The sequence below is a fragment of the Acaryochloris sp. 'Moss Beach' genome (assembly GCF_021497025.1).
GTDB classification, from domain to species: domain Bacteria; phylum Cyanobacteriota; class Cyanobacteriia; order Thermosynechococcales; family Thermosynechococcaceae; genus Acaryochloris; species Acaryochloris marina_A.
In genome coordinates this window covers 2330336-2350484 of sequence record NZ_CP071717.1, presented here as the reverse complement: position 1 = coordinate 2350484, position 20149 = coordinate 2330336, and the positions used below count along the sequence as shown (strand labels likewise).

At 43.8% G+C, this 20149-nt stretch carries 15 protein-coding genes and 2 pseudogenes; 7 read left to right on the top strand and 10 right to left on the bottom strand.

The genetic code is table 11. The features are described from left to right. The first annotated feature begins 502 nt into the window (after positions 1-502). From HRE53_RS10875 to purF, 5 genes and pseudogenes are all read left to right on the top strand, one after another. The gene (locus HRE53_RS10875; protein WP_235110428.1) at positions 503-1201 is read left to right on the top strand and encodes a glutathione S-transferase family protein; all 699 of its coding nucleotides are present in this window, start codon (positions 503-505) and stop codon (positions 1199-1201) included. A 71-nt stretch (positions 1202-1272) separates the two neighbouring features. Further along, on the top strand, positions 1273-2211 hold the full coding sequence (locus HRE53_RS10870; protein WP_235110427.1) for a HEAT repeat domain-containing protein: 939 nt from the start codon (positions 1273-1275) through the stop codon (positions 2209-2211). 45 nt (positions 2212-2256) lie between these two features. Continuing rightward, positions 2257-2889, top strand: coding sequence for a Uma2 family endonuclease (locus HRE53_RS10865; RefSeq protein ID WP_235110426.1), 633 nt, complete (start codon positions 2257-2259; stop codon positions 2887-2889). Between the two features lie 111 nt (positions 2890-3000). Then, positions 3001-5353, top strand: a pseudogene (gene purL / locus HRE53_RS10860) (phosphoribosylformylglycinamidine synthase subunit PurL). Between the two features lie 84 nt (positions 5354-5437). Next, entirely contained in the window at positions 5438-6949 is a 1512-nt protein-coding gene (purF, locus tag HRE53_RS10855) for an amidophosphoribosyltransferase (protein WP_235110425.1), read from the top strand. Between the two features lie 208 nt (positions 6950-7157). On the opposite strand, the pseudogene HRE53_RS10850 reads toward purF, so the two are convergent. Further along, positions 7158-7991, bottom strand: a pseudogene (locus HRE53_RS10850) (formylglycine-generating enzyme family protein). A gap of 480 nt (positions 7992-8471) precedes the next feature. On the opposite strand from HRE53_RS10850, the gene HRE53_RS10840 reads away from it, so the two are divergent. Then, the gene (locus HRE53_RS10840) at positions 8472-8750 is read left to right on the top strand and encodes a hypothetical protein (protein ID WP_212663450.1); all 279 of its coding nucleotides are present in this window, start codon (positions 8472-8474) and stop codon (positions 8748-8750) included. A gap of 307 nt (positions 8751-9057) precedes the next feature. Here the strand turns inward: HRE53_RS10840 and HRE53_RS10835 are convergent, their stop codons facing one another. Continuing rightward, a complete protein-coding gene (locus HRE53_RS10835) occupies positions 9058-9501 on the bottom strand; it encodes a hypothetical protein (RefSeq protein ID WP_235110424.1) in 444 nt (147 codons plus the stop codon). Between the two features lie 143 nt (positions 9502-9644). Here HRE53_RS10835 and HRE53_RS10830 point away from each other — a divergent pair, with 143 nt between their 5' ends. Next, complete coding sequence (locus HRE53_RS10830; RefSeq protein ID WP_235110423.1) at positions 9645-11771, top strand: dynamin family protein; 2127 nt, start codon at positions 9645-9647, stop codon at positions 11769-11771. Here HRE53_RS10830 and HRE53_RS10825 read toward each other — a convergent pair. From HRE53_RS10825 to HRE53_RS10790, 8 genes are all read right to left on the bottom strand, one after another. Continuing rightward, complete coding sequence (locus HRE53_RS10825) at positions 11768-12418, bottom strand: Crp/Fnr family transcriptional regulator (protein ID WP_235110422.1); 651 nt, start codon at positions 12416-12418, stop codon at positions 11768-11770. The two genes, HRE53_RS10830 and HRE53_RS10825, sit on opposite strands and share 4 nt — an antisense overlap. Positions 12419-13135: 717 nt before the next feature. Then, positions 13136-14164: a LamG domain-containing protein gene (locus HRE53_RS10820; RefSeq protein ID WP_235110420.1), complete on the bottom strand. Its 1029-nt coding sequence runs from the start codon at positions 14162-14164 to the stop codon at positions 13136-13138. A 465-nt stretch (positions 14165-14629) separates the two neighbouring features. After that, a complete protein-coding gene (locus HRE53_RS10815) occupies positions 14630-15001 on the bottom strand; it encodes a polysaccharide biosynthesis C-terminal domain-containing protein (RefSeq protein WP_235110418.1) in 372 nt (123 codons plus the stop codon). Between the two features lie 22 nt (positions 15002-15023). Further along, positions 15024-16067 carry an oligosaccharide flippase family protein gene (locus HRE53_RS10810; protein ID WP_235110416.1) on the bottom strand — a complete coding sequence of 348 codons (1044 nt, stop codon included), beginning with the start codon at positions 16065-16067 and terminating at the stop codon, positions 15024-15026. A gap of 75 nt (positions 16068-16142) precedes the next feature. Beyond that, entirely contained in the window at positions 16143-17141 is a 999-nt protein-coding gene (locus HRE53_RS10805; RefSeq protein WP_235110414.1) for a sulfotransferase, read from the bottom strand. Between the two features lie 186 nt (positions 17142-17327). Continuing rightward, positions 17328-17609, bottom strand: coding sequence for an acyltransferase (locus HRE53_RS10800; protein ID WP_235110413.1), 282 nt, complete (start codon positions 17607-17609; stop codon positions 17328-17330). Positions 17610-17938: 329 nt separating this feature from the next. Then, positions 17939-18181, bottom strand: coding sequence for an acyl carrier protein (locus tag HRE53_RS10795; protein WP_235110412.1), 243 nt, complete (start codon positions 18179-18181; stop codon positions 17939-17941). A gap of 14 nt (positions 18182-18195) precedes the next feature. Continuing rightward, positions 18196-19818 carry an HAD-IIIC family phosphatase gene (locus HRE53_RS10790; protein WP_396133426.1) on the bottom strand — a complete coding sequence of 541 codons (1623 nt, stop codon included), beginning with the start codon at positions 19816-19818 and terminating at the stop codon, positions 18196-18198. Positions 19819-20149: the final 331 nt, after the last annotated feature.

The following is a 20149-nucleotide window of genomic DNA, read 5'->3' as shown; positions in this document are numbered from 1 at the left end:
TACATAGCAATGACCAAGCTCAGTGCAATACCTCAATATATCTATTGCTGCATCTCAATGGCGTGTTGCATACCACCTCCAAATAGCCTGACCATCCTCTCGGCTTAAGCTTGAGCAGCATAGACTGATACCAAGTTGTACCTGGAAGTGTAACTCTCAAATTCGTGCAACCCAATACTGAATTGGCTTAGCAAATAATCAAAACTACACTCTTAGGTGCTGATTGGTATGACCATAAGCCAAAGCATTCATAAAATCGTAGGTGACTGCAAAAGACAAATCTCTTGATTAATAGATAGTAATTATGTACTATACGATTCAGGATCGGTTTATAACCAATTCCCTCTACTCACCACCTTCCATCCCTCACCAAAGTACCCGCCCACTTTTCACTCCTCTTAAGTGGGTTTAGAATCATCCCCTCCTCCTTCCGTTTGCAAAATTAATATCCTGTTTTCCTGCCCACTCCATTAATTGGGCTGTCGATATTTAAGGAACTCACATGCTGACGCTTTACCAGTTTGAGCCCGCCTGGGGTTTGCCCAATGCCAGCCCATTTTGCATGAAGCTAGAAACCTATTTTCGGATGGCTAACCTGGACTATCAGGTCGATACCAGTGCTGATGTGCGTAAAGCACCCAAAGGTAAGCTGCCTTACATCGAAGACAAGGGCCAGATTATTGCCGACTCTAATCTAATCATCGAATATCTCAAAACCACCTATGGTGATCCACTAGATAGTCATTTGAGTCCTGCTGAGGCTTCTATTGCTCTCGCCATGCGACGACTCATTGAAGAGAATCTCTATTGGGCATTGGTCTATACTCGCTGGATTGACGAAGAGAATTGGCAGAAGACTAAAGCCGTCTATTTCTCCGATTTACCCCTTCCACTCCGCCTCTTAGTGCCCAAGATTGCCCGCAATACCGTCACCCAAAATTTGCAAGGGCACGGCATGGGCAGGCATGCCGAATCAGAAATTTACCAGATTGCAGCCTTGGATATCCAAGCCCTTTCGGATTTCTTGCAAGACAAACCCTACTTTATGGGTGATCAGCCCACAACCCTGGATGCTTCTGCCTATAGCTGTCTTGCCAATATCCTTGATAAAACGCTGACCTCACCTTTAAAAGATAAGGCTGCGCAATTAGAGAACTTGGTATTGTATTGCGATCGCATGCATCAAACCTACTACCCTTAAAATTTCCGAGAAAACGCCTCCTCCTTTCTGAACCAAAACCAGAATGAAGCAAGATTCAGGCATTTAAGACTATGGCCCGCTCACGTCAATTGGAAGAAAACCAAATTCTCCTAGCTGAACTGCGGGAGTCTGAACTAACCCCTGAGACGGTAGAGCGATGGCGTCAAGTACTGCGCGACCCTCATGCTTCAACCATTACCCAAGCGGCTAAAATCCTGGGCCAACGGGGACTGACTGACCTCAATACCGAACTCGCAGAGACCTTCACCCGGTTAATGCAAAAACCCGTAAAACGCGACCCCAATTGTTTAGCCAAAGCCGCTATCGCCGACACCCTCTACCGCCTAGAATCCCATAATCACGCTTTGTTTCTCCAGGGGATTCGGCATGTGCAAATGGAGCCAGTCTGGGGTGGGGCTGTCGATACTGCAGCGACCTTGCGCGGCAACTGTGCCCTAGGGTTAGTACGGATGCATTACCCTAACGTGATAACAGAGCTGGCCGATTTACTCGCTGACCCAGAAGGTGCAGCCCGGATGGTAGCCGCGAAAGCCATCGCCTATACCGAAGATCCCCAAGGCATTCCACTCCTGCGATTACGGGCCAAGATAGGCGATGAACCACAAGTCTTGTCCGAGTACTTGGCAGCCTTACTAAAGTTGGCCCCACAGCAGTCTATGGCTTTCGTCTCAAACTTTCTGAGTGATACCAATCAGCAAGTGCAGGAGTTGGTGGCTCTGGTATTAGGCGAGTCTAGACAACCAACAGCACTAGAACCCCTCCAAACCTGGTGGAAAGGGGTCCAAGATCCTGAATTACGCCTCACCGGACTCCTCGCCATTGCCATGCTCAGAACCGATGAGGCATTTCAGTTTTTGCTAGATCTGGTTGCAGACGGTAGTGACAAAACGGCCCAAGAAGCAATCCAAGCCCTGGAAATCTATCGCCAAGATCATGATCTCTGGCACCGGGTCTGTGATGTACGAGATAATCGGGGTAAGTCTCTATAAAAGCACTGACTGCCAATATCACGGATAGGTGTTCATTAAAATTTTATGGTTACAACGTTTCGGAGATGCGATCGCATTCTCCTATATGACATTAGTTGGCAACAATTTGAAGCTCTTCTCCAAGACTTAGGAGATCATCGTGCCGCTCGTCTAGCCTACGATCGCGGAACTCTAGAAATTATGACGCCTCTACCAGAACACGAATATTACAAAGAAGTTCTCAGCGAGGCCACTAAAGAAATAGCCGATGTCCTGGAACGAGATTATGAAAGCTATGGTTCGACAACTTGGCGGCGGCAAATCCAAGAAGCAGGGCTAGAACCAGATAACTGCTTTTATTTCCAAAATGAATTTAAGGTTCGAGGAAAATTATCGTTTGACCTAGATCGTGATCCTCCCCCTGACTTATCGTTAGAAATTGATTTAACCAGCAAGTCATTAAACCGCTTACCCATTTATGCTCGGCTGGGTGTCCCTGAACTATGGTGTTATGACGATGGACAGATAACGATTTACCATCTGCGCCAAGAAGCGTATGTAGAAGCAGCTAATAGCTTAGTGTTTCCACAGCTCCCAATTCGAGAACTACCACAATTAATTGAGGAATATCGTCAGCAAGGAAGACGGGCACTTCGCCAAGCCATTCGGGCATGGGCACAGACACATCTACAAAATTAAATCATCCTAATTGGCAGCAATCTGATCCTAAATCTTCATCCTTGAATTTGTAGAAATCTATGGCTCAAATCAACCTGTACAATGGGGACTTGTGCGATTGGTATAGAGTACATGGCAAGCCCTGGATCTTCTCCTTTTTCCCCTAAAGAAATTGCTGCTGAAGGGCTGAAGCCCGAAGAATACGACGATATTGTTCAGCGCTTGGGTCGTCATCCTAATCGAGCCGAACTCGGCATGTTTGGCGTCATGTGGTCCGAGCATTGCTGCTATAAGAATTCGCGGTCCTTACTCTCGCAATTTCCCACAGAAGGAAAGCATGTCTTAGTAGGGCCAGGTGAAAATGCTGGAGTCGTGGATTTGGGTAATGGCCTACAGCTTGCTTTTAAAGTAGAGTCCCACAACCATCCCTCTGCCGTTGAGCCCTTCCAAGGAGCTGCAACTGGAGTAGGGGGGATTTTACGGGATATCTTCACCATGGGCGCCCGCCCTATTGCCGTACTCAATTCTCTCCGATTTGGCGATCTAGATGATGCCCGTACCCGCCGCCTATTTAGTGGAGTAGTTGCCGGGATTGCTCACTATGGCAACTGTGTCGGTGTGCCGACCGTTGGCGGTGAAGTGTATTTTGACCCCGCTTATAACGGCAATCCTTTGGTCAATGCCATGGCCATGGGGTTGATGGAAACCTCAGAGATTGTTAAAGCAGGAGCCGCCGGTGTGGGCAATCCAGTGCTTTATGTTGGCTCTACTACTGGGAGAGACGGCATGGGTGGGGCCAGCTTTGCCAGTGCAGAACTGGATGCCACCTCTGAAGTAGAAGATCGTCCTGCCGTTCAGGTGGGCGACCCCTTTTTAGAAAAATCTTTAATTGAAGCCTGTTTAGAAGCCTTCCAAACAGGGGCTGTCGTCGCTGCTCAAGATATGGGAGCCGCTGGCCTCACCTGTTCTACCGCCGAAATGGCGGAAAAAGGTGGCGTGGGCATTGATCTAGATTTAGATCTGATTCCCAATCGGGAAACGGGGATGGTGCCCTACGAGTATTTGCTCTCCGAATCCCAGGAGCGAATGTTGTTTGTAGCGGAAAAAGGCCGGGAACAGGAGCTGATTGATATCTTCCATCGTTGGGGACTACAGGCGGTTGTCGCCGGTTCGGTAATCGCCGATCCGATTGTGAAGATCCGATTTCAGGGAGAAGTGGCAGCGGAAATTCCCGCTACGGCCTTATCAGACAATACGCCGATTTATAAGCATGAGGTTTTGGCAGAACCGCCTGAGTATGTACAGAAAGCACGGGAGTGGAGTTGCGATCGCATCCCCAATTGCACCGCCGAAGGCATCGAGCTTCAAGGCCAGCAACACTCCTGGTCAGACATTCTCCTACAGCTCTTACAAGTACCAACGATTGCCAGCAAACGCTGGGTGTATCGCCAATACGATCATCAGGTGCAAAATAACACCGTCGTCTTGCCCGGTGATGCGGACGCCACCATCGTGCGCCTCCGTCCTGTCGTCAATCAAGAAACCCCCGATCCAGACGTAGACACTCAAATTGCCGTCGCTGCCACCATCGACTGCAACTCTCGCTATGTCTATTTAGATCCCTACGAAGGGGCCAAGATGACCGTAGCAGAAGCCGCTCGAAATTTAAGTTGTGTCGGAGCAGAACCCATTGCCGTCACCGATAATCTCAACTTTGGTAGCCCAGAAAAACCCGTTGGCTATTGGCAATTGGCAGAAGCTTGCCGGGGACTTTCAGACGCCTGTCGCCATCTCAGCACTCCAGTGACTGGCGGCAACGTGTCCCTCTACAACGAGACCTTTGATGCCGAGGGTCAACCTCAGCCTATCTATCCCACCCCTGTGATTGGCATGGTGGGTTTAGTCCCCGATCTCACCAAAACCTGTCTCCAAGGTTGGCAAGCAGAAGGCGATCTAATTTATTTACTGGGGATTCCCATCGAAGCCCCAAGTGACCTCGTCACCTTAGGAGGCACTGAATATTTAGCCAGCATTCATCATCAGGTTGCGGGTGAACCCCCCCATGCTGATTTAGATCTAGAAGCCCAAGTCCAAGCCACTTGCCGTCACGGCATTCAACAGGGCTGGCTCCACTCTGCCCATGACAGTGCAGAGGGAGGGATCGCCGTGGCTCTAGCCGAATCTTGCATCAGTGGAAAACGAGGCGCTGAAATTCAGGTTCCTACCGGTCCAAACCGCTGGGATCAGATCTTATTTGGAGAAGGGGGGGCCAGGATTATCGTTTCTGTGAGCACAACTCATCAAGCCGCCTGGGAATCCTATTTACAAGAACATCTGCCTCAGTATTGGCAACAGATAGGAACAGTCACCACCCCCCAATTCAGAGCTCACCCTCACAACAAATGTTCACCAAACCTTAATCAAGGTTAGGATTGAGGAGGCCACTCAACGATGGTCTCAAGCCATTGAGTCCAAGCTAGCGTAAATCTAGGCTGCTTGTGGCTAGAAGGGACAAACGTTTGTAATGTGTCAGTTTTTCTGGTTTATTCCGTTTACTTAATGACTTAATATGTTTCCTGCTGCTTCTGTTCCATCGAGTCCAACTGGTAACGATCCTGTTGATCCCCACCTTTCTGCTGAATCGTGGTCAGACGACAAACCAGAAGAAGCTTGCGGGGTGTTTGGCGTATTTGCGCCGGGCATAGAAGCCGTAAAGCTCGCTTACTTTGGTCTCTATGCACTCCAACATCGGGGTCAAGAATCAGCTGGAATTGCCACCTACACAACGGATGGCCAAATTCACTCCTATAAAAATATGGGTTTGGTGTCCCAAGTCTTTTCAGAACCAATTTTGAATGACTTACCGGGTTATATTGCCGTTGGTCATACCCGCTACTCCACCACCGGATCGAGTCGGGTCGCCAATGCCCAACCCGTAGTAGTTGAAACGTCCCAAGGCTCCCTAGCACTAGCCCATAATGGCAATCTGGTTAACACCGTCGCTTTTCGAGAAAAGTTACTGGCCAAAAACTGCCCCCTAGAAACCACCACAGATTCTGAGGTGATTGCCTATGCCATTAGTGAAGCGATCAAAACTGGTAAGGATTGGCATCAAAGTGCGATCTCAGCTTGTCAACAAAGTGAAGGGGCGTTCAGTCTAGTCATCGGCACCCCCACAGGCATTCTCGGGATTCGTGACCCCCAAGGGATTCGCCCCTTAGTTCTGGGCACCATTGAGAATGAAGATAACCCCGACAAGCCCCATTACGTCCTCGCCTCCGAAACTTGTGCCCTAGATATTATCGGAGCCACCCATGTTCGTGAGATTGAGCCCGGTGAGATTGTCCATATCACCGCTGACGGTATAACCTCAGAGACTTGGGCCGCTAAACCAGAGCGGAAGTTGTGCATCTTTGAGATGATTTACTTTGCTCGCCCTGACAGCCATATGAAAGGCGAAAGTCTCTATAGCTATCGCTTGCGCCTCGGTCACCATCTCGGCAAAGAATCTCCCATCGATGCAGATATGGTGATTGCGGTTCCCGATTCTGGTGTTCCTGCAGCCATTGGATATTCCCAAGCCAGCGGCATTCCCTATGCAGAAGGCTTAATTAAAAATCGCTATGTGGGCCGAACCTTCATTCAACCCACCCAAGCCATGCGCGAAATTGGCATTCGTATGAAGCTCAATCCGCTGCGGGATGTTCTGGAAGGAAAGCGGATTATCATTGTCGATGATTCGATTGTCCGAGGTACGACTAGCTACAAAATCGTCCGCGCCCTCCGAGAAGCAGGCGCCACAGAAGTCCATATGCGGGTCTCTTCACCCCCCGTCACCCATCCCTGCTTTTATGGCATTGACACCGATGATCAAGATCAGCTGATTGCAGCTACAACCTCGACCGCTGACATTGCTGAAAAAATTGGGGTTGACTCCCTCAACTATCTCAGTTGGGAAGGCATGTTAGCCGCGACAGGCCGTAATCCTGAAAATTATTGTTCAGCCTGCTTTACAGGGGATTATCCCATCTCCATTCCTGAACCTCTCAAACGCACAAAGCTGATGTTGGAAAAAGCTTAATCCTACTTGCTTCCAAAGCTTCAGGTCCTGAAAACGGCCAAAATCTCGATCATCTAATGTCCAAATATTCACTGCCAAGAGTCTAGCCATCACAATAATAGATGCCTCTTGAAGCGTCCCTAGTTCTAAGATTAGCGACCTTCTAGAATGATGGTTGTGTTCAAGAAATCCGCAGGAATCGCCATTGGTGTATGAAACAAGAGGGTAGCTATGGAAGCGTACTTGACCCAACCCAAGCTACTCGAAAACCGAGATTGTAGTTGCGGAAGCCAGCAGTGAACCTGAAGCGCTCTGCACAGCGACAGTTCCCTGGAGGGTTGAGCCAGGAGCCACCGCGAATAATACGATCATCAGTATCATTCTCATCTATTCAAGCACTTCCATCTGTCGGTGCTCCAGTGTATGTTTTATGGGGAGTGTCATGGCACCATTCCCAGACATTGCCATGCATGTCATATAGACCAAAAGCATTTGGAGGAAAGCTACCGACGTTAGTCGTCTGTTCTCGATATTGCCCTTTAGGACCAGCATTATAGGTAAAAGTACCATCGTAATTCGCGAGCTTAGGGGTAATTATTTCCCCCGTATAGAAGGGAGTAGTTGTTCCCGCTCGACAGGCATATTCCCATTCTGCCTCACTAGGAAGATGATATATTTGGCCACTTTTCTGGGAGAGTTTCTGGCAAAATTCAAAAGCTTTGTACCAGGTGACTTGCTCAACTGGTACAAAGCTTTTGAAGTGAGAGGCATTAGAACCCATAATGGCTTGCCATTGAGCTTGAGTCACAGGATACTTACCCAGATAAAAATCAGGTAAACTCACCTCATGCTGCGGCCCTTCATCCTGATTCCTTTCTGACTCACTTGAGGGCGAACCCATTGTGAAGGTGCCTCCAGGTATCAACACCATCTCTAATAAGGTGTTGTTGTCGAGATTTTCGGTAAAAGTTTGTAGTTGAGGGAGACGGCGGCGGTTAACGGTACGGCCCTTAGCATCAACTGTCACAATTTCATTGGACTCACAAGAGGTCAGCAGTCCCATTGCTCCTACTCCTGCAAAGCCCAATAAAGCTAGAAATGCGCGTCGCGTCGTGGCATCAGACAAGAAGCGATGTTGCGATCCCTGAGATGGTGAGAACGCTTGAGAAGGCACGGCCTGTAAGATTTGCTGAACTCTCTCATCAGCAACAGGGGCTTCACAAAGACAGCGAGTTTCGTCTAGAAATTCTTGATACCAGCGGTTGAGTAGACTGGGGTGGAGTTTGTAGGTCCAACACAACTCCATTGCTGTTTTGTCGCCACTCAATAGTTGTAAAACCACCTTAGCTTTGAAACTAGCGCTGAATGTACGACGTTGGAAGGACATAGCTTTTTCTCATTCGGTACAAGATTACGACACTGAGGTACCTATGCGAATGTATGGAGGCATCACCAAAACGTTGCCCAGGTCATTCTGAGTCAATCCTCTTCTTTATGAGATCATGAGGTTAGGACTATTGATATTTGTCTAGAAGCTTTAACCATGAGTCAGTTAAATATTGTTGATAAAGACTTTTATGCGATTTATGAGCAGGACAATGGTAAACCTCTTGTTCGACATATAAAAGCTGAAGATCCTGATAATGCTTGGGACATTGCTGAGACTTTGGGTAAGAATCTCATGGATGTTGTAGATATCCCTCCCACAGGTGATGTCGAGTTTGCCGAAGAAGAAATCGTCCCTAAAACGTGGCAAATGGATCGGCAGGAATTAGACGTTGATTGGAATGATCGGATCGCTGACAAGATTGATGGGGCATAACGTTCGATTCAGACTTTACTGCCAATCCACCTCTGAGTCCCATTCATAAGTGAGTAAAAAAAAGGCCCCCGTTCACGCTGAGGTGAAGGGAGCGGTAACTACTCATGCTTGGATTATAGGAGGAATTGAGGAGTGATATTATGCCTGTCCGGGACTAATCCGAATTTTGTATCAGCGATTTAAACCTCGTCTAGTATGAAACTCGTAGTTTTTCCTTCTCTGATTTAAGCCGAGTTGTAACCCATAAACGGTCCGATACCGCGATGGGTTGCGATATTCAGGTGAAGCAACAAAGCATTACAGTAAATTATTCGTCCTTCACAAAAGAGATCCAATCCTTGGTGCCTTTTCTGGGCTTAACCACAGCATCTTCCCGATCGAGGCAAGATGGCTTTAGGCTCGTGAAATCTCCTTTGTGTCTCAGATGTTCGGCAAAGGCAACGACCGATTGATCCTTTACAAACACCAACAGATTAATTCCATCATTTTCTTTAATAGACGACTGGCTTTCGAAATCCCAGTTAAACCCCAAGATTTTCGCGCCTTCTGTGTTGGCTGTGTATGGATCTAGTACACAAATCTTCTGCCACTCATCCGAGCCAAGGGTCCCTAAATCGAAGGGTTGATCGGGTTGGGTTTGTAGATGGTCAGCAATAGCTGCAGTCACATTGACCTTGGGATATTTAGAGCCACCGCACCCTGTACAGGTCATCAGCAAGCAAAAACCAACAAAAAACAGAGACTGCTTCATTTGCAATATATGGATGGGTTCAACTAGCGCTAGTCTAGCCCTGTGCTCCGATTCTGCTAGTGCTCTCGCTCACTGCGGTCCGGCACCCCTCCTCAACTGGGAATACTGAGAGTCAGTAGTGCCATCAGCCATTGGCTATCGCTATGATGGAACGGTCAGCGCCTGCTATTTCAGACTTCAGTCCTTTCAACCTCCAATTCATGAGTAATCCTGTCAACCTCTCCCAACCTGCGGGATATTTAGATGATTTTGACCAAGTTCGTCGTGTTCGAGAGCAGGTTGCCGATCATTTAGAACAAATTTCTCAGAGTTTGATCCAATCTGAACTGGAAGGAGCCAAGGCTTCGGGACCGTTAGGTTTTGAGCGCCAGGTCACCCTGGTCAAAACAGCCAGTGACCATCTGCGGCAAGGCGTCTTTCGACTAGTGGTGTTGGGGGATCTCAAACGGGGAAAAAGTACCCTGATTAATGCCATTGTGGGAGAGCGACTGCTGCCTAGCGATGTCAATCCCTGTACTGCCATTCTGAGCGTGCTCAAATATGGTCCTCAGAAGCAAGTCACCATCCACTTTCGCGATGACACCCCGCCCCAGCAGATTGATGTCGCCACCTTCAAATGGAAATACACCATTGACCCGTCAGAATCCAAAGCGCTCCAGGAAAAAGATGAGCAAGCCTTTCCCAATGTCAGCCATGCGGTGATCGAATATCCCCTGCCTCTCTTAGCTAAAGGGATTGAACTCGTTGATACCCCTGGATTAAACGATACAGAAGCCCGCAACGAGCTAGTACTCAACTATCTCAACGACTGTCATGCGGTGTTATTTGTCCTCAACACCACCCAGCCCTGCACCCTAGATGAGCGGCGTTACTTACGCAACTTTCTCCAGAACCGAGGGCTAACCATTTTCTTCCTCCTCAATGCTTGGGATAAGGTGCAAACTAGTCTGCTTGATCTGGACGATAAAGATGCTTTAGCAGAAGCAGAAGCAAAGCTCCGGCAAGTCTTTCAAACCCACCTTTCCCCCTATTGTTCAGTCAATGGCGAAGATCGCTATCAGCAGCGGGTCTTTGAAATTTCAGCGTTGCCAGCGTTAAGGTCTCAACTCCACGACCCCAAAGCCCCATTAGACGATACGGGTATTCCCGCCTTTCTCGATTCCCTGACCCAGTTTTTAACCCGAGAGCGGACCAATGCCGAGTTAAATCATGCGGTGCACCAGGCTCGTTCTGTTTCTGGCCATGTGCATGAAGCCGTTGCACGGCGAATTCCTTTGTTAGACGAAGATATCGACAACCTCAAGGCAAAAGTTGCCTCTGTCCAGACCGAGTTTGACCAACTAGCAGGCGTCTCCACAGACTTTCAAGCTGAAATTCGCAAAATCCGTGATCGCGAAGCTCAAGCCATCGCCGATTCGTTTCAGGGCTATATGCTGCAGCTAGAAAAAACCTTTGAAACGGACTTTGTGGCTTCCCAGCCCGATCTAGAGTTTTTAGACTTTCTCAACAAGCAGAACCGGGCCAAGTTCCATGAATCTTTTAAGCAAGCCTTTGAGCGCTATCTCACGGATCAATTGGCCAACTGGGAAATTCAGGCCACTCAGCAATTAGAAACCGCCTTTGCTCAGGTACAGGTTGTGGTCGATCAATATCGGGCAACCTATACCCAAGTCGTGGACGTGATCAATGCCAAACTGCTGGGGCAGTCCTATGTGGCATCTGGTCATTCCTACAATGCCACTGAAACCTGGACCGATACTGTCTTTGAAGTCTTAGATGCCATTCCCAACTCCCTCAATGGGGTAGTCGGTCGCTTAAGTCCTTTTTGGCGACGGGTGATGCAGGCGGTGTTCACCTCCCTCTGTGTCACCCTGGTGGTTCAAATGGTTGGCCTTGTGTTTTCAGCGATGGCTTTGAATGTGTTTCTAGTCATTGTCGCTGGAGCTGGTTTGGTTGCCGGGCAAGCCGAATATGTTCGTCAAACGTTTCTGGCCACCACCCGCCAAGAATTTGCCAAATGTCTGCCCCAAATTGCCCAAGAGCAGTGGCAGGCGGTATATGACGCGGTTGAGTCCTGCTTTAATACCTACGAGACCGAGATTATTCAGCGCTTGAACGATGATATTCTGGCTCGCCAAACGGAACTCACCCATTTGGTTACCCAAAAAGAGACTCAAGATATTCAGCTAGAGCAAGAGACCGAGCGCTTGCAACACCTAGATCAAGGCATTGCTGAACAAGTCAACCAGTTAACAGCCTTACTCAGTTAGGCGTTGCGTTTCCCTTTGGCGCGATGTCGGGCCATGCTTGTGACTCGATCAGGGTGACCCGAGTTGAATTGCAGCAGCATTTGCTGTTTAGGCAACCGCATTAGTTTCCCTTCCCGCTCAAATTCGTTCAATAACCGGGTAGCAGTCACTCGGGTAATGCCAGTGATTTCAGCCATGAGCTGATGGGTTAATCCCAAATCTAAAATACGCCCCTGATCTACATGACGACCAAACCGATCGCCTAGCCAGTCTAGAAAGCGCAATAACCTCTGTGGTGCTCGCTTATAGCTGATGATGCTGAAGAGTTCTTCCATGTAGCGGAGGTGCGATCGCATCACCACACCCAAATCTTGTCCTGCCAAAGGTAAGGGCTTCACCTCTACAGGGCTTAAGCACTCTATCTGGAAAGGAGTGATTTCAGATAATAGGCGACCCACAGAGTCACCAGCGCCCCATAGCCCCAGAGTAACTAAGTCACCCTCTTCATTCCAAGTTAAGGTGCGCACTAAGCCTTTCTCAATATGCCAGAGATAATCAGACTGCTGTGGAACGGCTTGGCCCGGCCTTAGACATAGACTTCGAGAATCATAGAGGGAAGTAACCGTATTAGAAATAGATTGCGGAGTGAGTGAGGTTGATACTGCCATTAGCTGCGTACCTGCGAAAGACTGAATGAAACTTTGCGTCAGACTCACCGAAAAGAATTGCCTTAAGTCTTAACAAGGGATGTAGGCAATTACAGTTCATGAGCCAAGAAGTAGTATTAGATACGTGATACTAATCACTAAAAAATGAAATTAACAAATAGTATCAAGTACAAACACTCATATGAATAGTAATAGGCTTCCGTGAAAACTCCGTGAAGTTTAGATTAGAAAAATCAACTATCGAACTGCATTCTAAAGAGAGTACAAATCGCTAGCTATTTTCTTTCCTTCAATCGAAAAATACATGCCAATAGACGCTCTGAGTGGCCTAAAGTTCCTCAATATGGTGATCAGTCGTTATTCCTTAAGTCTTGCTTAGCTGCAGTTCCAGCTTCTCAGATATCGGTGTGATACCCAAACCTCATCGACCATCATTGAATCTTTTTTGGGTATAATCACCGCTGATTGCAGCAAAGAGATTAGCTCACAATCCACTTCGTAGGAAACTCCTTTCATATCCCGACTGCTTCCAGCGAAGGAGTTGAATAGGCACTGGCACCAGGATCGTATCGATATTGGCCTATCTTGTGCCGCACCCTACCGTATACGAGCTGCTAGGAGGCTGCATCAATGCCATCCAATCAAGTTTGAAGAGGCTGATTCTCAATACTCAAGCGTTCTGGCTGTCGCAGTGCTCTATTTAAGCAGTGCTCTATTTCAATAGCCTATTAGAGATACTCTTATGCTGCATATAGAAAGCAGAGGCTTAAAATGAGGATGGGCAAAGCGAAGGTAATATAAAAAAATAATATTTAGAGAACTCAGAAAACTGCTTTCTGGATAAATAAAGTTTGGAGTAAAAACAGGGAAGTGAGGCAGATCATTGAGGCTCCAAAAGAATTTGGCCGCAAAGTTAAAAACAACAGTATCAACGGAGCGACTATCATCAACATAAAGTTTGGCCTGTTTGGAGTTATAAGTATAGGCAAGATAATGGCTATTAGTATCTACAAAAATGTCAGGGAAAACAATAGAAGGTCTAGCTGCATTTCCTCTAGTAAAAGGAGTTCTGGTTCTGACGATCAGATCACTCCCTTTTTGGCCTAACGTTATATTTCGAGAAAATGGACTTTTGGATATTGAAACGATCCGAGCTGGCCCTTCTTGAACCAGATTTTTGGTAGATATATTGGTGATAATAGATAGCTGAGAACTTTTTCTCATTTCATCAATTAAAGGAGTCACGGCAGCTGCAGATTTGAGCCAGTGATCACCATCCAAAGAAACCCCGTTAGCTTGGTCAATGCTACTTGTTTTGTTCTCATCAAACCAAGTTAATGGTGGAAGATTAGGAATGGCATATTTATAATCAGTGGAATCTCGAAAATCCACTGCAACTAGAAGAGAGGGTGGAAATACCAATGATTTTCTATCTGACTTGATAAGGTCTTCAATTTCTTCTGCACTAAGTTCTCGATTAAAAATATATAATTCTTTTATAAATCCATCCCAAGGTCTATCACCTGTTAGCTCATTGCCAATTACCAATGGAAAATTTGAATCCCATCCATTTAAAACTAACCAAAAAAATTTAAATGAGTAGTTAAAGATAATACAAAAAAAGCAATAGCTAATCATCAAAATTATTATATTTCTTTTCTTAGATATAAAGCCCAGCATTGCTCTAGAAAAATGTCTAATGCAGTCTAGTGTCCTAGATCCAGCTTTTTTTAAAATAGAAGACATCCAATATACCCCCCCTAAGCTATTGGAAATAATATCAATTAGCGTAGGCGTTCTTTGTGGTAAAAAATAGCTGAAGTATTTCTACAGTCAAAGAAAACAAAAAAACTGGACACAAAAATCGACAGAAATAATCTTCGTTTTTTGTGATTTCTATTTAAGAAAAGTAGGCTTAGTGTAAAAGAGAAAGGAATAAATAAAATAATATTTCTGAAGCAATCTTCAACTGAAGACACTGAAAAATCAAGATTTAAATTAAATTGATTAAGGGGATAAGGAAAATTAAATTTAAAAGGGCTTAGGGTTGCAAAAACAATAGAAAAAGCACTTATCAAAAAGGCAACAACTACAATCGTTGTTACATATCTACTAATAATAGATTTGTCTAAACTTGATCCTTGCATAAAATGAAATTACAGTATTTGTTTTAACTTGTTTGCTTGTTGACTGATCAAAATCTTATCGTCTTCATCCATCGCAAAATAGAAGAAAATCAAAAAAATAAACAATGATCATGATAGATGTAGATATGAGCATTGAAATTATATAAAAATTATCTTTAAGAAGATATTGAACAAAATATCCAGATAAAGCAGAAATCACTCCGCAAAGAAGAACCTTTAAATAACGGAATGAATATGGATATACATGTAAAACATACTTAACTTGAAGAACCCGTACTATATTGATGCCAGCGATACTAGCAGCTGTCGCAATAGCTGCACCAAGAGGACCCCATAAAGGAATCAATACAACATTCAAAATAATATTAGTGATCGCTAAGATAATATCACCATAAAGTTTTAAATATTGATGGCCAGACATCGCGAGCATATGCATGGATAAACTCCCTCCTCCTGCCCTAGTTAATTGACCTGCAGCAAGAATGATAAGAACTATCCAACCTGCCTGAAAATCTGTACCAAAAAACTCTGAGTATATTTTGGCTAGATACAATTAGTACAATAAACAAAGGTAGCGTCAGGGCAAAATTCCAGCGAGAAGAAGTCTTGAAAAGCTGTTTAGCTTCCTCTAAGCTTCCTTGATTGAATAGGCTGGCAATGGTGGGCGCAAAGATTGTAACCAAAGAACGATCAAATAGGATCATCAAAAAAGCAGTTTGAGAAGCTGCTCTATAGATTCCTACTTCTGATGCCGTGTTGTAGAAACCCAGCATCAAAATGTCAGTCCAAATTAAGAGAAGCCATAAAAAAGTACCTAGTGATAATGGCAAAGAAAAACTGATCAATTCTTTGAGCTGAAAAATAGGTTTTACTTTAGTTGAAATAATAGAAGGAGCGAGTCTCCAGATATAAAATAGGGTCAGTATAAGACCGAGGGATAACGCTAATACCCAAGCAATAGAAGCACCAAATAATTTGAAACCCATTAGCCCCAAACAAACTGCTAGTAGTAAGTTTGTGAGTGGGACAATTAAATCAAATACGAGCACTCTATATAAAGTAGTTTGGAAGCCTGTCGTAGCAAATAGGCCAGTTGTCATACTGGCACCAACAGGTATAGCCAGAGAGAATAAACGCAAAACAATCGTTAATTCAGGCTTGTGAAAGATATCAATTGCGACAGTATTTGCACAGAGAAATAGCGTTATTCCTAGAACACAGCCTAGGATAAATGGAATGCAAAGTATACTAATGAGTACACCTTTTAATTTGGATAGATTTGCCGAGCTTTGATGAATAGAAACGTAGCGTACTGCTCCTAATTCCAGACCCATTCGTGCTATCAAGTCACAAAATTGGTAAATAACCAGACCAAGAGTATAAAAGCCAAAAGATTCAGCACCAAAAATCCAGGCGAGAGATGCTTGGGTTAAGTATTTTAAACCGGTGCTTAATACTTGGCCAATAAAGGAAATTCCAGCACCCTTTATAAATTTACTCATTCCACTTGATCAGGATCAAGATTTAAGTTTGCCAATTGTTTCATACTCAACAGTGACTCAAAAATGGATATAACTCTATAGTTTGGTAACAAGACGAAGATAAATGGCTAACCGACGTAAACCATCAATATGCCCTTTCCTATTCTTGATCATAGATAGAATCTTTCTTGGAGGATGTTCAAGATATTTGATGAACAATTTTTCAGAGGGAGATATGGTTGGATTACTGACAGCCCTTTCATACCCATAAGATTCTAAATAATTTCCAGCAATAGCCTCAAAAACTCTTAAATCTCTTGGGGATAAATGGCTTTTCCATTTATTTGAATTGCTAGAAATGATGGGTTGAGACAAATTTTTAAGGTTTGCCTTGTCAGTAGGATAAGGATTGCTATTGGTATGAAAATCAAGCATTCTTTCAGAAAACTCTTCACCAATAAAATCACATATTTCTTGAGACTTCTGAGCTGGATCTAGCAATAAATCTTCGTAGCGTATTTCAAAGAAAGAATCACTATCAACCTCTGCCTTTAATTCATCAATAGTTTGTAAGTACTGAACCCATTTTTTGGCTAAATAATAATAATGTTTAGGCCCAAATCTTGCATTCTTCCAAGATAGCGATGAGTCACGTCCATCACGAACAATATGAATGATTTTACAGTTTGGGAAATCGCTAATGATATCACGCCAAAAATAAGCATGCCAAGGAGTTTTTTCTCCCCATCTTTGTTTGCCTTGATCAAGAGTCCATGATCTAATCAGGCCATCAACCACACCACCAAAAGTATAATCAGATATTTCACTTAGAATACGGTTTCGGTCCGGCTTCGGGGACCAGTCTCTCATACATTCAGTGTTTAAGATATCATCGATTAACTGCTCTCTATTTTTTTCTATTGCTAAGTCACCATAGTATTTTATCCAAGGAATAAAGGTGTCATATAAATGGGATTCAAAAGGTACTGAAATCTTAGGATGAGAGTTGATGATTCGACTTAAAAGAGAAGTCCCTGAACGGGCAGAACCAAAGATAAATATAGGCTCAGAATGACTTGATTTAGAAGCAGACATAAAACTTAGATTGACGTATAACGATTATTTGGAGACACTACCAACGATATATAAAAAATATTGTGGTTGAGTGCACTAGGGTAATACAGATTATATCTATTCTTTGGTTGAATAATAATGCTTCATATTGAGCTAGAGAACTAAATGAAGCTAAGAGATAAAGATAAGTTCATTGTTCAAGATTTGTCATCTACGCTTAAAGATCACCTTAGCTGGTATGCCACTCGCAATCGTACCAGAGGGAATCTTTGAGGAAACAACTGAATTCGGCGTAATGATAGTGTTATCACCGATGACTGCTCCATCTAATACACTTACACCGGCCCCAAGCCAAACATTTCGGCCAATTTTTATGCCTTTCGAAACTATTCCTTGTTCTTCCAAAGGCACTTTTATCTGGTCATAGTTGTAATTATTACCAACGATGGAGACGTTTGGCCCAATTAGACAATGATCTCCAATTTCCACTCCACCTGTATGAGAACTAATAAAACAACTGGTGGAAATTGATACGTGTGAACCTATCTTTAATGGCCCATCTGAGGCTTTAATCTTTGTAAAAAGAACTCACAACGGACTTGTCACCAATTTCAAGGTATTGACTGAGTTCTACTTCAGCTTTTGGGCTAACTTTTGCACCAGACTTGAATAAGTAATAAAAAGTAATGACTGGTGCGGGCACCAGAAAACGACGAATAACTTTGCCTAAGTCCACCTCAATATTTTTTCCTATAATAGGGCCTGTTGAATTTAGAACTTTAAGTAGGAAAGGATTCTTGATCAGGTTTTGATATAAGTCATAGACTTTTTTGACTGATCATTGCTGAAATAGCTTCCATATTAGTCATGCTACTGATCTCTTCCATAGAGAATTTTATTTTAAATGCCTTTTCTAAAGCAGTAATCATGCGGAGGTTATTCATTGAATCCCAGCTATCACAATTTTCAGGACTAAAATTGTTTGAGATCTGATCTTCATCAATATCAAGAATATCAGCAATAATTTCTTTTGCTTGAATTTCTATCTCTTGATTTGCCATGATTTTGGTCTTCCTTAAACAATAATTTCAAGCCATGGACATGGGATCTCTTGAGCATCCTTGGAGAGTAATTCATAATATTTTTTGCCATCGATACTTTCATCGATCAACTTAAGGCCTTGAGCCTCAAGAAAAGATTTGATTGGCAAATTCTTCTTGCTAGGGATATAAGTCCCTACCAGTTTCACAGAAGTATGCCCAATCAGATACTTCTTTTTAATGAAATTGATAAGGGCCGTTTCTATCCCCCTGCCCATAGCTCTACAACTGAGAATAAAACTATCCACTTCGATTACTTCACTACTTAGCTTTAGTAAACATTGACCAATCGTTCCTAACTGGCCAAATTTATCTTGAGCTGCAACAGTAATAAGTTGATAAGTATCACTTTGATAGAATTTCTCAATATCTGATACTGAATAACGAATAGTTGTTAAATTAAACTGATTGGTCTTTGAGAAAAGCTGATGTACTCGACTTAAGTCTTGTTCAGATACTGTCTTGATAGTTACTTTCGATTCTAAACTATATAAATAGGAATTTAAGTCTCCAATATTATCATGGGCTTGTTGCCGCTTTTTGTTTTGAATATATTGTTCTGTTTTGACTAAGTCATCACTTCGTACATCTAACTTTTCTAATGCTAAAATTTGATCAACAGTGCTGATATATGAAGCTGAATCAGGAGGTAATAAAATAGTGGTAACTTCAGGAAGCATTTGCTGAACTAGACTACATTCAGCTGGATTATCATCTATAAATACCAGGCTATCTGTACCAATATTCAGAGTTTTAGCAATTTTTTGGATATTTAAGTGTTTTGCATCCCAATTTATCTCTGATGCTGAAAAATCATCAATTTTTAGAGGCATTTCTGCCTTTTTTTGAAAAGCTTCGAGTGCATCGTCAGGATTATTCTTGCTGCAAATTGCAAGTATAACTCCTCTATTTTTGATATCAACAATTTTTTGTTGGAAGGCTAAGAAAGCTTCACTGATGGGATCTCCAATACCGATCTTAATGCCTTCTATACCATCTTCACCGATTACACCTCCCCATAATGTATTGTCTAAGTCAAGAACAAGGCATTTCTTCGATCGACCTAAAATTCCGATTGCATATCTGATGAATTCATTGGCAACGATCGCGAAGAACTCATCAGTCCACAGCATTTTAGCCATGTACAACATTTTTGGATCGCTAGCCCGATCTTTGCCAAACCGGGAGGCTAAGCGGTCTATGTCAAAAATGTAAGCTCTAGAGTGATGCTTGAATTTTTTACATAATTTCAAGTTGAGTTCTATATAGAACTCTAATTCACCAGAGTCTTGCTGTAGATCAGCAATCCCATAGGAAGGAAAAGTTGGGATTTGGAAGTTGCTGACTAAAACGGTGGCATCTGTTTTTTGTAGTGCCAGATCAACCCAGTTTTCAATATGTGTCAGAATGCGTTCTTGACAATTTTGCTTGTCTTGGTCACTCAAGCTAGAAAATTGCTGACATACAAGGGGCTCCAGTTCATGTAAGGACAACAATAGAAAGCAAATATTCGGTTGATATTGTAGGAGTTGAGAACCTGGATTCAGAATGTCTTGATAATGCTGATTGTACCCTCCTATATAAGTCGTGGAAGGCATTCCATGAAATGCACAATAGACATCGATATAGGAAGGTAGGGGGTTCTACCGTATAGTTGGCAGAAAATGCAACTTTTAGCTTGGGCTGTTTTTCTATCTTATTCAGATATTTACTTAGAAAGTGAAAATCAGACCCATCCAGCTGATTGATGTCAATTGTATGCAAAATCTGACAGAATTCATCATAGTTGTCTAATGCTTTTAGCTGAGATTTTAACTCTCGATTGATCATGAGTTAATGATAGTTGAATGCAATAATATAGAATCTTTCACTGATAAAAAATAATATTCCTTGAAGGCTAAGTCTGGTACTGATTGGGCTTGATTTGGA